The organism is Bacillus sp. DC4300-2b2 (assembly GCF_049895685.1).
GTDB classification, from domain to species: domain Bacteria; phylum Bacillota; class Bacilli; order Bacillales; family Bacillaceae; genus Bacillus; species Bacillus safensis.
On sequence record NZ_JAFCSW010000002.1, the window covers coordinates 152,237 to 166,672 of the forward strand.

Annotated in this window: 10 protein-coding genes; all 10 read right to left on the reverse strand. The window is 41.0% G+C overall.

Going from position 1 to position 14,436, the window contains the following annotated elements; translation table 11 throughout:
• Positions 1-21: 21 nt before the first annotated feature.
• Positions 22-2,598, reverse strand: coding sequence for a DNA mismatch repair protein MutS (gene mutS / locus ACP69X_RS05730; protein WP_041084784.1), 2,577 nt, complete (start codon positions 2,596-2,598; stop codon positions 22-24).
• A 124-nt stretch (positions 2,599-2,722) separates the two neighbouring features.
• Complete coding sequence (gene cotE, locus ACP69X_RS05735; protein WP_041084785.1) at positions 2,723-3,268, reverse strand: outer spore coat protein CotE; 546 nt, start codon at positions 3,266-3,268, stop codon at positions 2,723-2,725.
• 467 nt (positions 3,269-3,735) lie between these two features.
• A complete protein-coding gene (locus ACP69X_RS05740) occupies positions 3,736-4,170 on the reverse strand; it encodes a RicAFT regulatory complex protein RicA family protein (protein ID WP_008358013.1) in 435 nt (144 codons plus the stop codon).
• A 1-nt stretch (position 4,171) separates the two neighbouring features.
• Complete coding sequence (miaB, locus tag ACP69X_RS05745) at positions 4,172-5,698, reverse strand: tRNA (N6-isopentenyl adenosine(37)-C2)-methylthiotransferase MiaB (protein ID WP_034281907.1); 1,527 nt, start codon at positions 5,696-5,698, stop codon at positions 4,172-4,174.
• Positions 5,699-5,847: 149 nt separating this feature from the next.
• Complete coding sequence (locus tag ACP69X_RS05750; RefSeq protein WP_117616606.1) at positions 5,848-7,029, reverse strand: glycine C-acetyltransferase; 1,182 nt, start codon at positions 7,027-7,029, stop codon at positions 5,848-5,850.
• A complete protein-coding gene (gene tdh / locus ACP69X_RS05755; protein ID WP_041084787.1) occupies positions 7,026-8,090 on the reverse strand; it encodes an L-threonine 3-dehydrogenase in 1,065 nt (354 codons plus the stop codon). Before tdh ends, ACP69X_RS05750 begins: the two co-directional genes overlap by 4 nt.
• A gap of 176 nt (positions 8,091-8,266) precedes the next feature.
• Positions 8,267-11,311, reverse strand: a complete 3,045-nt coding sequence (locus ACP69X_RS05760; protein WP_041084788.1) for an efflux RND transporter permease subunit — start codon at positions 11,309-11,311, stop codon at positions 8,267-8,269.
• 202 nt (positions 11,312-11,513) lie between these two features.
• Entirely contained in the window at positions 11,514-11,774 is a 261-nt protein-coding gene (spoVS, locus tag ACP69X_RS05765) for a stage V sporulation protein SpoVS (protein ID WP_003211281.1), read from the reverse strand.
• A gap of 202 nt (positions 11,775-11,976) precedes the next feature.
• Complete coding sequence (locus tag ACP69X_RS05770) at positions 11,977-12,771, reverse strand: TIGR00282 family metallophosphoesterase (protein ID WP_041084789.1); 795 nt, start codon at positions 12,769-12,771, stop codon at positions 11,977-11,979.
• 90 nt (positions 12,772-12,861) lie between these two features.
• Complete coding sequence (rny, locus tag ACP69X_RS05775) at positions 12,862-14,424, reverse strand: ribonuclease Y (RefSeq protein ID WP_003211958.1); 1,563 nt, start codon at positions 14,422-14,424, stop codon at positions 12,862-12,864.
• Positions 14,425-14,436: the final 12 nt, after the last annotated feature.

Sequence of the window (14,436 nt, forward strand, 5' to 3'; positions counted from 1 at the left end):
TTCTGCTCACCTCACCTTACATTATAATTTCTTTTGCAATTCATACAGCTTTGTCATAGCTTCAAGCGGCGTCATATCCATTAGGTTGTATGATTTTAATTCATCGATGACCGCTTGATCTTTCTGTTTTAGAGCAGCTTTTGGCTGCGGTTTTTCTTCTACTTCAAAGAAAGATAGCTGCTGTTTTTCTTCAGTCTTTTCTACTTTTGGTGCTGCAGATACGTTCGGGGTCACGTCATGTGATCCGCTCTCAAGCTCCGTTAAAATGGTCTGGGCTCTATTGATGATGGCATCAGGCAATTCAGCAAGCTGCGCTACATGAATACCATAGCTTTTATCAGCTGCACCTTCTTTGATTTGATGTAAGAAAACGACTGTGCCTTCATGCTCTTCAGCTCGCACATGAACATTTTTGAGCTCGCTTAATTGAGATTCAAGAACCGTAAGCTCATGGTAATGTGTAGAAAATAGGGTTTTGGCTCCAATATGATCATGAACAAATTCAATGATCGCCTGCGCAAGCGCCATTCCATCATAGGTGCTTGTCCCGCGTCCAATTTCATCAAATAAAATCAAGCTGTTTTTCGTTGCGTGCACCATCGCATTTTTTGCTTCGAGCATCTCTACCATAAAAGTACTTTGACCAGAAATCAAATCATCTGCTGCACCAATACGTGTAAAGATTTGATCGAAGATTGGAAGCGTCGCCTTTGACGCAGGAACAAAGCAGCCAATCTGCGCAAGAATCGAGATGAGTGCCATTTGTCTCATGTACGTACTTTTCCCTGACATATTCGGTCCAGTGATGAGTAAGGTTTGTCTGCCTTTTCCCATATGGCAGTCATTCGGTACATATTCCTGGTGATCCAGCACTTTTTCAACGACAGGGTGACGGCCATCTTTGACATCCACGTCATCCTCTGAGAATTCCGGACGGATATAACGGCGCTTTTCACTAACAGTCGCAAAGCATTGAAGCGCATCCAGCTCACTCATTTGTTTTGCGAGCAGCTGTAATCTTGGAATATAGCCTTTTACCTGCTCCCTGAGAGCTGTAAATAGTTCATATTCCAATTCGTTAATATTTGATTCTGCTTCAAGAATCAGTGCTTCTTTTTCTTTTAATTCAGGTGTGATATACCGCTCTGCATTGGCAAGCGTTTGTTTTCTTTCATAACGCCCTTCCTCCAGCAGATGTGTATTCGCACGTGTCACTTCGATATAATAACCAAACACTTTATTAAACCCGACTTTTAATGAGCGAATGCCGGTATATTCTCTTTCCTGCTGTTCGAGACGTGCAATCCAGTCCTTTCCGTTTCGGCTGGCATCACGGTATTCATCTAATTTTGCATTGTAGCCATCTTTAATCAAATTGCCTTCTTTTATCGTCATCGGCGGATTTTCATAAAGTGCATCTTCTAATAAATCAAGCAAGTCACCGCAAGGATCAATCTCATTCGCTCTTGATTTTGCCATTTCCTCTGGTAATGATTGAACGAGTTGTTTAATATCCGGTACTTGTTTTAAAGATTCCTTGAGCTGAATGAGGTCACGAGCATTCACGTTACCAAATGCCACGCGGCCCGCTAGACGCTCAAGATCATATACTTGCTTTAATCGTTCGCGCAGATCCTCTCGCTCAAAGAAATGATCCATCAAAATTTGCACCATTTCCTGACGCTCGTTGATTTGCGAAAGACGAATGAGCGGCCGGTCGATCCATTGCTTGAGCAGTCTGCCGCCCATCGCTGTTTTTGTTTCATCTAACAGCCATAATAAAGAGCCTTTTTTGCTTTTTGAACGAATCGTTTCTGTTAATTCAAGGTTTCGTTTTGAGTAAAGATCGATTTTCATCGTTTGTTCAAGCTCAAACACTTGAACTTTTTGAAGGTGATCCAAGCTTCTTTTTTGCGTTCTTCTTAAGTAGGCATATAGTGTTAAAAATGCCGTTTTTAACTTGTCGTCAAGATGGGAAACGAGCTGTTCAGCTTCCTCTAATAATTCATCACTATCTTCGTATGAAATGGTCGCTTGGCAGCGTTCTTTAAGGGTTTTGACTGTTTCCTCATCCAGCTGCTTTGACACCACAATTTCTTTTGCACCGACAGAATAAATTTCTGATACGACTTCATCTAAGCGATCGATGAAAGCCGCCATGTTTTCACCTGTTGATAAATCAGACAGTGCAAGACCGTACCCATTTTGAAAGCTGGTAACAGATGCAATGAAGTTGTTCTCGTTTTCACTTAAACCTTTACCATCCATGACGGTACCTGGTGTAATCAGTTGAACGACTTCCCTTTTGACCACACCTTTTGCCGTTTTAGGGTCTTCCACCTGCTCACAAATGGCGACCTTGTAGCCTTTTGAAATCAATTGTTCTATGTATGCAGAAGCAGAATGATAAGGAACGCCGCACATTGGAATTGTGCCGCCGTCTCTGCTTGTTAACGTAATTTCTAGTTCTTGCGCCGCTTCTTTTGCATCATCAAAAAACATCTCATAAAAATCGCCTAAGCGAAAAAATAAAAAGGCATCTTGATAATCTGCCTTGATCTTTAAATATTGCTGTATCATGGGCGTATAACTTGCCATATTTCTAATCCCTCACTATATTACTTTCGAATTCATACCATCTTCAATTATAGCATAAAAAATCACCTTTTTTCTCCTAGAACAGGCACAAAAAAACTAGGGAGATATGCGCCCTAGTCATTCCTTACTCTTCTGGATCACCTGCTAGGAATTCTGGATGAATATCCTCTAACTCCTCATCCACTTCTTCTTCCCACTCGTGATCATCTTTTTCTTTCCAGCTTGAATCGACCTCTACGACAATTTTTGTTTCACCGACTACCTCAGCAATGAATTCGCGTTCTGCCTGAACGATAATTTTATTGCCATTTGGAGAAATGGTTACTTCTAAGCAATTGGGCTGCTGCAATACTTTCGCAATCACTTCGTGCTCATCATCAAGAAAATTTTTATCTTTATATCTCAGTTTAATGATGTCTACATACTTCACACGCTCTGTGACGACTTCTGTTTTCGTGTTGTCAGCGTAAGAGTACCATACGTTAATATCAAATGTTCCTTCGATTTCAACCGTTTTACCGACCTTTTCAGCATCATACTTATGATTAATGATCCAACCACCTAGGATGCTGGTTGGTTTTTGCGATGGAGAAATGGTGTGTGTGCTTTGGGTGAATTTCCTCCCTTTTGCAACCACCGCTTTTGTAATAATTTCTCTGTATTCAGACATTCCGGCATGCCTCCTTGTTCTTGATCGTTTTATCTTATGCTGGGCATTCGTCTAGTGTGTCACGATTTTGAACTTCATGTTCAATTAAATTCATTTCTGTTTCAGTGTATGCATGGTCGCCCATAAACTTGCCTTGAAAATTGGAAAAGTTGGAGAGTGAGAGATTGGGGTTGACTGAAATGGTGTCATTTGATGTAATAAAGATAGTAGCCCTTCTTTATATAGGGAGGGGATTTTATGAGAGAGTTTCATATTGTAATAAATATTTTTGGATTAAGTATTAAGTTTCAATTCAAATCTTTTAATCTGTAGAATCAATTCATTTTTAGTTGATAACACTTCAATATAATATTTATTTTTTACGAAATACAAGGGCTACTGCATCAACATTTTGTTGTTGATGCAGTAGCAAAATACAAATAACATATATTCTATATAATAAAAAACCCCGCATCTGCGGGGTTTTCTCATTTAATGGAGCAACTTGGTGATGAGTTTTTCACTTTTGAACCGGTTTCTCCTAATAAAAGGTCACCGCCGGTTGAAAGAATGATTTCATCTGTTACTTGGTTCGAAATTGTGTGCGCTACAAGCTGAAGCAGGGAATTGACTTCCATTTGTGATTCTTTGAATTCTTGAATGACTGGGATATCATCCAGTTCTTCTTGCAGGGCATCGATTTTTTCTTCGACTTGCTTTAAGGCTTCATGTTTGCCGTAATGCTTTAAGTTCACAGCTTGTTTTTGAAGCGCCTTAATTTGATTAATGATCGTTGAAATTTTTGTATTTTCATTGATTTGCGCTTCTGCTTTTTTGAAGAAATCAACTTCTTCCGTTTCAGAAATCATTTTAGCGAGCTCTCTTGCACGCTCGACAATCTCTTTCTTTGAATAAAGTGTCATTTTAATTCACCTCGATAGCTTCTCCAACCATTTCTCCGTCAAGAGACCAAGTTTTGGCTTGTGTGATTTTCACTTTGACGATGTTGCCAATCGCTTCTTTTGGTGCTTTAAAATTCACAAGCTTGCTTTTACTTGTATATCCGGCTAGGATCTCAGGGTTATTTTTACTTTCACCCTCTACTAATACTTCGACAATCTGCCCTTCATATTCCTTCATTTTTTTCGCAGAAATTTCATTCACAAGTGCATTTAGGCGCTGCAGACGTTCTTTTTTCACACGCATTGGCACGTTGTCTTTCATTTTCGCTGCAGGCGTTCCTTCTCTTGGAGAATAAATGAATGTATAAGCAGCATCAAACTCAACCTCGCGATAGAGGGAAAGTGTTTCTTCAAACTGCTCATCTGTTTCATTTGGGAATCCAACAATAATGTCCGTTGTTAATGAAGCATTCGGCATAGCTTCTTTGATTTTGCGCACAAGATCAAGGTAACGCTCACGGTCATATTTTCTCGCCATAAGTTTCAGCACAGAAGAACTTCCGGATTGAACTGGCAGATGAATATGATCGAGAAGGTTTCCGCCCTTGGCTAGCACTTCAATTAAGTGATCATCAAAATCACGCGGGTGACTTGTTGTAAAACGGATACGCGGAATATCAATTTTTCGCAGCTCATCCATCAGGTGGCCAAGACCATATTCCATATCTTCAAAATCTTTTCCATATGCATTCACGTTTTGACCAAGAAGGGTAATTTCCTTATATCCTTCTGCTGCTAAACGTCTGACCTCTTGAATAATTTCATCTGGGCGGCGGCTTCTTTCCTTGCCGCGCGTATAAGGCACGATACAGTATGTACAGAATTTATCACAGCCGTACATAATATTCACCCAGCCCTTGATTTTACCTTGACGGGCTCTTGGAAGGTTCTCAATCACGTCGCCTTCTTTTGACCAAACCTCAATCACCATTTCTTTTGAAAGGTAACATTCAGATAACAGCTCTGGCAGGCGGTGAATGTTGTGCGTGCCGAAAATCAAGTCAACAAATGGGTGTTTCTTCAAAATACGACTCACGACAGATTCTTCTTGTGACATACATCCACAGACGCCTAAAATTAAATCTGGCTTTTCACGTTTTAATGCTTTTAAATGACCAAGCTCTCCAAACACTTTGTTTTCTGCATTTTCACGAATAGCACAAGTGTTTAATAAGATGACATTTGCATCTTCCGTTGAGTTTGTTGGTTCATAGCCAAGCGCCATAAAAATACCAGCCATCACTTCTGTGTCATGCTCATTCATTTGACAGCCATATGTGCGAATATAAAACTTGCGGCCGTTCCCTAACCCTTGAAACTGCTCGTCAATTTGAAATTGATTGTATTCGACTTCTTCTTTACCCCGTTTTTTTGCATCTTTTAAGGAAGGCGGAATGTACACAGCTTCAAAATATTTGCTGTAGTCCTTCTCGGATTTTTTGTCCGATGAACTTACTTGTCCGCTCGCTTTTCTCTGCTCTTCATTCATGAATTTGTACTCCTTTCAAACCAAGTTCCACCCTACAGTATAGACTATTTTGTGATGAATTGAAAATAAATCATATACGGTTCTTCTATGAAAATTGTCTATTAGTCATAACCATTTTTCATAAAAAGAAAAAGAGAGCCTGCGCTCTCTCAATCAAGTATGTTTAGTTTTTTTGCTTCTTCTTCAATGATTGTCAGTGCACGGTCTAGTTCTTCTTTTGTGTGCTCGGCTGTGATGATGGCTCTAATTCTTGCCTTGCCTTTTGCTACTGTTGGGAAGGCGATGCCTTGAGCAAACACGCCTCGCTCTATTAAAGCTTTTGAGAAACGAAAAGTAAGTGCTTCGTCTCCAATCATGATTGGGATAATCGGTGTCTCTGTTGGGGCGACTTGAAATCCAAGGCTGACGACCTTTTCTTTAAAATAAGCGGCGTTCTCCCAAAGTGTATCGATTCGCTCCGGTTCATCTAACAGTACTTCAATCGCTTCTTCACACGCTCTAGTCACAGCTGGCGGATGTGAGGTGCTGAATAAAAACGGTCTTGCTTTATGTTTTAAATAATCAATTAAAACTGCTGAACCAGCCACATAGCCACCGAGCACTCCGACAGCCTTACTAAGTGTCCCGACCTGAATGTGCACTCTGCCGTCGAGTTTAAAATGGTTGACCGTCCCGCGGCCATTCTCGCCAAGCACACCCGAGGCATGCGCATCGTCAACCATGACAAATGCATCATATGCTTCTGCGAGCCTGACGATCTCAGGAAGTGGCGCGATATCACCATCCATCGAGAAAACACCGTCTGTTACGATGAGACGAACGCGATAATTCATTGATTTTTTCAAAATCTTCTCTAGCTCTTCCATATTGGAATGACTGTATACCTTTTTATCTGCTTTGGTTAATCGGATTCCATCAATAATTGAGGCATGATTCAGTTCATCCGAAATGACAATATCATCTTTTGTCAGGATACTAGATAAAACCCCTTGGTTGGTCGTAAAGCCTGATTGGAACACAAGGGCCGCCTCTGTCTTTTTAAATGCAGCAAGCTTTTTTTCAAGACGTTCATGCATTGTCATTGTGCCGGCGATGGTTCGAACGGATCCTGTACCCGCTCCGAATTCATCAATTGCCTCTTTTGCTGCTTTCATCAGCCTTGGGTGCGAGGTGAGGCCTAAGTAGTTATTTGAGGAGAGTTGTATAACAGATTGTTCATTTAATGTAACAGTGGATGATTGTTTTGAGTCGATCTCTTTCAAGGTTTGGTGGGTGCCTTGCTGCTTCATTGTTTCCAATTCATCTTGTAAATACGTGAATTCCTTCATCATTTCTTCCCCCTTTGATATGATGGCATCATCAGTACGACTTTACCGCACATACCGCTTTGCATGAGTTCAAAGCCCTTTTCAAAATCTTCAAATGGCAATGTGTGAGTGACAACTGGCTTTACATCAATGGTATTCGTTCTTAACAGCTCAGATACTTGACGCCACGTCTCAAACATTTTTCTCCCCGTGATCCCTTGCACGGTTAATCCCCTAAAAACAATTTGGTTCGTAATATCAATTGTCACTGGCCGTTCTGGCAAGCTTAATATATTGACTTTTCCTCCATTTGCACAAGCTTCGAGTGCTTGATTAATGGCAGCTGGATGACCTGACATCTCACACATTACGTCTGCCCCTTCCATCCGCGTGAGCTGCTTAATCATCGCAACTGGATCATCATTTCCAATATCCACTATATGATCTGCACCCATTTTTCGGGCAAGATCGAGCCTGTATTCATTTTTATCAACGGCGAACACTTGAACAGCTCCAGAAGCTTTTGCGACAGCGATTGCCATTAAACCGATTGGTCCGCAGCCAAAAATCGCCACAGATTTACCTGAAACAGGTGTGTGCAGTACTGTATGGACAGCATTTCCTAGCGGCTCTTGTATAGAGGCAAGCTCAACTGGCATTTGAGCTGGGTTATGCCACACATTTTGTTCAGGTACTTTGACATATTCAGCAAAACAGCCATCAATGTCTACCCCTAAAATTTTCGTTTCACTGCACAAATGCTGCTGCCCTGTTAAGCACATATAACATTGATTACATACAACATGCGTCTCAGCCGATACAAAGTCCCCTACCTTTGCTCGTGAGACCTGCTTCCCCACTTTGACAACTTCCCCTGTAAATTCATGTCCAAAAATGTAGGGCGCTTTGACTCGTCCCTTAGCCCAGTCATCCCAATTATAAATATGCACGTCTGTTCCGCATATCGAAGTGGCTTTCACTTGGATCAAAACTTCATGATCTTTGATTTCTGGAATCGGCATCTCCATCAACACCGCTCCGTAAGCGCTTTCTTTTTTAACAATCGCTTTCATCGTTCCACACATGACGTACAACCCCTTTGTTAAAAAACTTCTCCCAATCAGATTTTAACACGACTTATTTTAGTCGTAAATACCACTGTCTACTAGATAAAGACAAATGAACACCCCACATATTTTTTTAGATATTTTTCATAAAAAAAAAAGCAAATCTCCGGTTGAAAGGAGATCTGCTTTCATCGTCAGCGTTTCTTTGAAACGGCAACATATAGGGCTGGCACAATGAATAATGTCAGAATTGTTGAGAAAAAGACACCCGATACAATGCAGATGGCCAGCGGCTTAAAGAGTGGATCATGACTGAATGCAACAGGCATTAATGCAACTAATGCCGTAAATGCTGTTAAAAGTATCGGTCTAATCCTTGCTCTTCCCGCTTCAATGACAGCTGTCTGTTGATCAAACCCTTGCTTGCGACGCTGTTCAATAAATTCAAATAAGACGACCGCATTTCGAACAACAATACCAGCCAATGAGACAATTCCCATTGTTGCCATAAAGCTGAATGGCGTTTGTGTGACAAACAGTCCGATAATGGCTCCTGATACGGCTAAGTAAACCGTTCCTAGAACTAACAGCGGAAGCATCAATGAATTGAATTGGAATGCGATGGTCACGTAAATGAGCAGCAAGACAACCACAAATAAGAGACTAATTTCAATAAAGAACCGGGTCTGATTTTCATTTTCTCCACCTTGTGAAATGTCCAAATCCTTCGCTGCCGCGCTTTTCCCCACTTGATTGACGACTTCTTTCATATCGTCTTTAAACGAATCTGATGCGCCGGGATACGCCTTTAGCGTAATAGTTGGAACTCCATTTTCATGTGGAATGCTTTCATACTGCTCTGTTTCTTTTTCTGTTACATATCGGCTAAGCGGCTCAAGTTGAGGCATACCACCCTCGTTTGTCTTCACAGGCACTTTCAATTCTTTTAGCTTTAAACCATTTTGATGTGTGCCTATATCCTGTTTCACCACTAAATCGATATCATTTGTTCCTTGTTTAAAGGTACCTAATGGAATCCCTTCTGTCACAAGCCCAAGCTGTCTGCTGACAAATTGAGCACTGAGCCCATCCTCTGCCATTCGCTCACGGTTTAATTCAAAGGAGATCGTTTTCACCGGCTTATTGACATCATCCGTAATCAAGCTTGCTCCTTTGTCTTTCATTTCATTTGTTAGCGTTTCTTTGACATCAATGAGCTTTGTAAAAGAGTCACCTGCAACTGTTACTGTCACTGGCGCTCCAGTTGGCGGTCCTTGAACAATGGTTTTCATAAAGAGATCAGCCTCTTTGAATTTCTCTCGTAAAGGCTCGGTCATACGATCTATCAATGCCTTACTTGTCATCTGATCATTGTCTACTCTTACAACAATCTGACCTGTGTGGTCACTTGCATTTGAAATACTTTCATTAAACAGATTCGGCACCCCGCCGCCTGCAAAAATCGCCGTTTCTTCAATGCCTTTTTGCTGCTTAATTTCTTGTTCTATTCTTTTTAGTGTTTCATTTGTTTTGTCTAATGTTGTTTCACTTGGAAGCGTGACAGTGACGACCACTTCTTTCTTATTCGCCGCAGGGAAAAATTCAAATGGTGTGACGAAAATAAGTAAAAAAGCAAGCGTTGCAACAAGCAAGCCACTTAGTCCAATAACGAGCGGCCGCTTCACAATGTTTTTCAGCACACGGTCTGCATAGAAATCCGCCAGCCTTTTTAATGGTTTTCCTAGGAATCCAGGCTCTTTTTCACTCTTCTTGTTCTTTCTTTTCCTGTTCACAGTATATTGATAGACCGGCACAAGTGTCAGCGAAATCACCATGGACGCAAGCACAGTCGTTACTAGAACAGACGGTAATGCCCGAATAAATGAACCGTTGGCACCTGATAGGAAAACAAGCGGCAGGAAGGCAAACACAACAGCAAGTGTTGATGTCAAAATAGACCCTGCGACTTCTTTTACGCCAGCAATTGTTCCTTTAAGCGGACTTTCGTATTTTTTCATTTGTCTTAAAATATTATCATTGACGACAATCGCATCATCGACAAGTATCCCTAAGGCAATGATAAAGCCGATGATTGAAATTTGATTGAGATCCACTTGTAAAAATGGCAGCGGAATGGTTCCAATTGTAATGGATAGCGGAATGGCGAGTGAAACGATAAACGCCCCGCCAATCGTGAGTCCAAGTGTAGTAACGATAATGACAGCGATGACTGCAACAATGGCTTCCTTTATTAAATCATTGAAAATGGCATCCACTTCACTTTTTTGTGAATAGTAGTCTACCCACTCCACCCCATTTGGCAATTGCTTTTCTTTCTCAATGACATCAATGACTTTGTCATACATTTTAGGAATATCAAGCCCTGGTTTAATATTCACTGTAAATGAATAAGCGGGCTTTCCGTTATAGGACACAATATCACTTTTCTCTTTTTCTACTTCTTTTAAGCTGCCAAGCTGATTAATTGTGACCGGCTCTCGTTTTGTTTTTGAGAAAAGCTCAATTTTTTTGACTTGATCTAAGCGGTCATATGTATCGATGGACAGCTTGACCTTCTCTTTACCTGCCCGAATATCGCCTAGTGGAGATGTGTCAAATTCCTGATTGATGGCATTTGTGACATCAGTTACATTTAACCCTTCACCCTCCAGCTTGTTTGAATCTAAGTTTAATATCGCTTGTTTGTCATTAAAGCCTTTAATAACGACATTGTCTACTCCTTTGATGTCCTCTACTTTTTCCTTCAATGCACGCAGCAATTTCTGACTCTTTGCTAAGTCCGATGATTGACTCGACACAATCATATAAGAACCAACCGGCACGCTGCCGAACTCATCCTTTATATCCGGCTCCATCACTTCGTCAGGAAAAGATGACGCAGCACTTGTCGTTTCATTCTTAATTTGACTTGTCACCTTTTGAAAGTCGGCTTGGTCCTCAATTTCAAGCACAATATTTGAGAAACCAATGGCAGAAACCGAGCTCGTTTTCTCTACACCATTGATATCAGATAGAGCTGATTCCAGCTTATTGGTGACATCTCTTTCCACCTGTTTTGCATCCGCACCAGGAAAAACGGTTGAAATCGTGACGAGATTCGCCTCGAATTCTGGCAGCTCTCGTTTAGGAAGCTGCGCAAATAAATAGCCGCCAGCAATGAGAACGATAAAAAATAAAATAAAAACAAGCTTTCCTCTTTTCAAAAAAGCTTCGAACATTATTTCACCTACTTAAATATTTATTTTTGATGAAGTAAATTCAACTTAATCTTAATTTATCATCATGGTGAAAAAATGCAAGCTCTAATATGTCATTTTTATCTATTTCACGAACTGAATATGTTATATAAGAAATGTATAGCGGTAAACAAAAACAACCTGCTTACATGATGTAAGCAGGTTGAAAATAATAAAATTAGAATTATCGTGGCTCAACAATCAATTTGATGGCTGTTCTTTCTTCTCCATCGATCAGAATGTCAGTAAAGGCTGGAATGCATATCAAATCCACTCCGCTTGGCGCAACAAATCCCCTTGCAATGGCGACAGCCTTAACCGCCTGATTCAGTGCTCCAGCGCCGATTGCTTGTATTTCTGCTGCACCGCGTTCACGTAAAACGCCCGCTAATGCTCCTGCTACTGAATTCGGATTTGACTTTGCTGAAACTTTTAAAATTTCCATTTCTGCTCCCCCTTAAATTTACAATGGATAAGTGAGTGTTCATTAGAACAATCTTTGTTAGATGATGCTATTTTTTTGAAAATCCATCCCCAAAATGTTTTTCAAAAATAGCAGGCTACCTACCATTTTTACTATATTCACGATAGAGGGCGCATATTCCTTCTTTCTGATTAATATTTTTCTGAAATAAATATGTGAACATTTATTCAAAGAAAATATGGTCATCATTTATCAAAATTCGATCAATTTTGACAGCTTTTTTCGACTGTTCGTCAATTTCTACGATGACTGCACTTAACGTTGTGCGGCCTTCTGCAATTTCAAACCGGACTGGGAGACTTGTTTTGAATCGTTTAATAATCGTTTCTCGGTCAACACCTAAAATGCCATCATAAGGTCCTGTCATCCCGACATCTGAAATATACGCAGTTCCTTTTGGCAATACGCGGTTATCTGCTGTTTGAACATGTGTATGTGTTCCAACGACACATGATGCACGGCCGTCTGTATACCAGCCCATTGCTTGCTTTTCACTTGTGGCTTCACCATGAAAATCAATGAAAATAAACGGGGTCCGTTTGGATGCTTCCGCAATTAATTCATCTACTTTTTGAAATGGGCAGTCGATTGGCGGTAAAAACGTACGTCCTTGCAGGTTGATGACAGCCAGTTCTTTTCCTTGTTTTTTAATAAACGTGAGACCTTTTCCAGGTGTGCCTTCTGGGAAGTTAGCAGGACGCACTATATTGGCTGCGTCATCGATGAAATCAAAAATATCTCTTTTATCCCATGTATGGTTGCCCATTGTGAGCACATCAGCTCCTGCTTGCAGGAGCTCATGATAGATTTTTTCAGTCAGACCTTTCCCATGAGCTGCATTTTCTCCGTTGACAATGGTAAAGTGCGGCTGATATTTTTTCTTCAGCTTTGGCAAGTATTCTTTCAGTGTGTCTCTGCCAGGTGAACCAACGATATCTCCAACAAATAATATTTTCATGCGCTTTTGAACCCTTTCTCTTATAAATTGATCTTCTTATCAGTGTTGCATATTTACACAAAAAAATAAAGCGGCGCTAAGCGCACCGCTCTATTTTGCATACTCTACTGCGCGAGTTTCTCGAATGACTGTCACTTTAATGTGACCAGGGTAATCGAGCTCGTCCTCAATTCGCTTACGAATATCCCTTGCTAGACGGTGAGCTTCAAGATCATTAATTGAATCTGGCTTCACCATAATACGTACTTCACGTCCAGCCTGTATCGCAAACGATTTTTCAACACCTTCATAAGATTCAGAGATATCTTCTAATTTCTCAAGTCTCCGAATGTAATTTTCAAGCGTCTCACTTCTTGCACCAGGGCGTGCTGCAGATAATGCATCAGCTGCCGCAACAAGAACAGCGATAATAGATGTCGGTTCTTGGTCACCGTGGTGAGAGGCAATACTGTTGATGACAACAGGATGCTCTTTATATTTCGTCGCAAGCTCAACGCCAATTTCTACGTGGCTTCCTTCTACTTCATGATCAATGGCTTTTCCAATGTCATGCAGAAGACCTGCTCGTTTTGCAAGCTTTGCATCTTCTCCAAGCTCTGAAGCCATGAGACCTGCAAGATGTGCAACCTCAATTGAATGCTTCAGGACATTTTGTCCATAACTTGTACGGAATTTCAAGCGGCCGAGAATTTTGATAAGATCCGGATGCAGACCGTGAACTCCGACTTCGAATGTCGTTTGCTCACCCATCTCGCGGATATAATCATCGACTTCACGGCGTGATTTTTCCACCATCTCTTCAATTCGTGCAGGATGAATGCGGCCATCCTGGACTAGCTTGTCCAGAGCTATCCTCGCTGTTTCACGTCTAATCGGATCAAAGCCCGATAGGATAACAGCTTCAGGTGTATCATCTATGATCAAGTCAATACCTGTTAACGTTTCTAACGTACGGATATTTCGTCCTTCACGTCCGATAATACGACCTTTCATCTCATCATTTGGAAGATTGACTACAGATACCGTTGTTTCAGCTACATGATCAGCTGCACAACGCTGTAACGCAAGTGAAAGAATGTTTTTCGCCTTTTTGTCAGCCTCTTCTTTCGCTCGGTTTTCAGATTCTTTCGTCATGACTGCAATGTCGTGGGAAAGCTCATTTTCAACTTGATCCAGAATGATTTGTTTCGCTTCATCTCGAGTTAGACTTGAAATACGTTCCAACTCGGCTTTCTGCAAACGAATCATATCATCCACTTTGCTTTCCATCTCTTCAATATGTTGTTGTCGTTCATTCAGAGAATGATCTCTCTTCTCCAACAGGGACTCCCGTTTATCTAAAGATTCGTCTTTGCGATCAAGATTTTCCTCTTTTTGAAGTAAACGGTTTTCTTGTCTTTGAAGCTCATTTCGTCTTTCACGAACTTCTTGCTCCGCCTCTACACGAAACGAATGAATTTCATCTTTCGCTTCCAAGAGCGCTTCTTTCTTCAATGCTTCCGCATCACGCTTTGCATCCTCAACAATTTGTTCGGCCATGTTTCTTGCGCCGGATATTTTTGCTTCTGCAATGGTTTTACGAACAAAGTAGCCAACAACTAAACAGATTAGGCTCAGCAAAATGGAGATGATCGTAAACATCGTAGGCGACATATTTTCACCTCC

Bases quoted from the DNA above. Each gene is read 5' to 3' on its own strand.
- ACP69X_RS05760 (WP_041084788.1), bottom strand. From the start codon at position 11,311: ATGTTCGAAGCTTTTTTGAAAAGAGGAAAGCTTGTTTTTATTTTATTT.
- spoVS (WP_003211281.1), bottom strand. From the start codon at position 11,774: ATGGAAATTTTAAAAGTTTCAGCAAAGTCAAATCCGAATTCAGTAGCA.
- cotE (WP_041084785.1), bottom strand. From the start codon at position 3,268: ATGTCTGAATACAGAGAAATTATTACAAAAGCGGTGGTTGCAAAAGGG.
- ACP69X_RS05770 (WP_041084789.1), bottom strand. From the start codon at position 12,771: ATGAAAATATTATTTGTTGGAGATATCGTTGGTTCACCTGGCAGAGAC.
- mutS (WP_041084784.1), bottom strand. From the start codon at position 2,598: ATGGCAAGTTATACGCCCATGATACAGCAATATTTAAAGATCAAGGCA.
- tdh (WP_041084787.1), bottom strand. From the start codon at position 8,090: ATGTGTGGAACGATGAAAGCGATTGTTAAAAAAGAAAGCGCTTACGGA.
- miaB (WP_034281907.1), bottom strand. From the start codon at position 5,698: ATGAATGAAGAGCAGAGAAAAGCGAGCGGACAAGTAAGTTCATCGGAC.
- rny (WP_003211958.1), bottom strand. From the start codon at position 14,424: ATGTCGCCTACGATGTTTACGATCATCTCCATTTTGCTGAGCCTAATC.
- ACP69X_RS05740 (WP_008358013.1), bottom strand. From the start codon at position 4,170: ATGACACTTTATTCAAAGAAAGAGATTGTCGAGCGTGCAAGAGAGCTC.
- ACP69X_RS05750 (WP_117616606.1), bottom strand. From the start codon at position 7,029: ATGATGAAGGAATTCACGTATTTACAAGATGAATTGGAAACAATGAAG.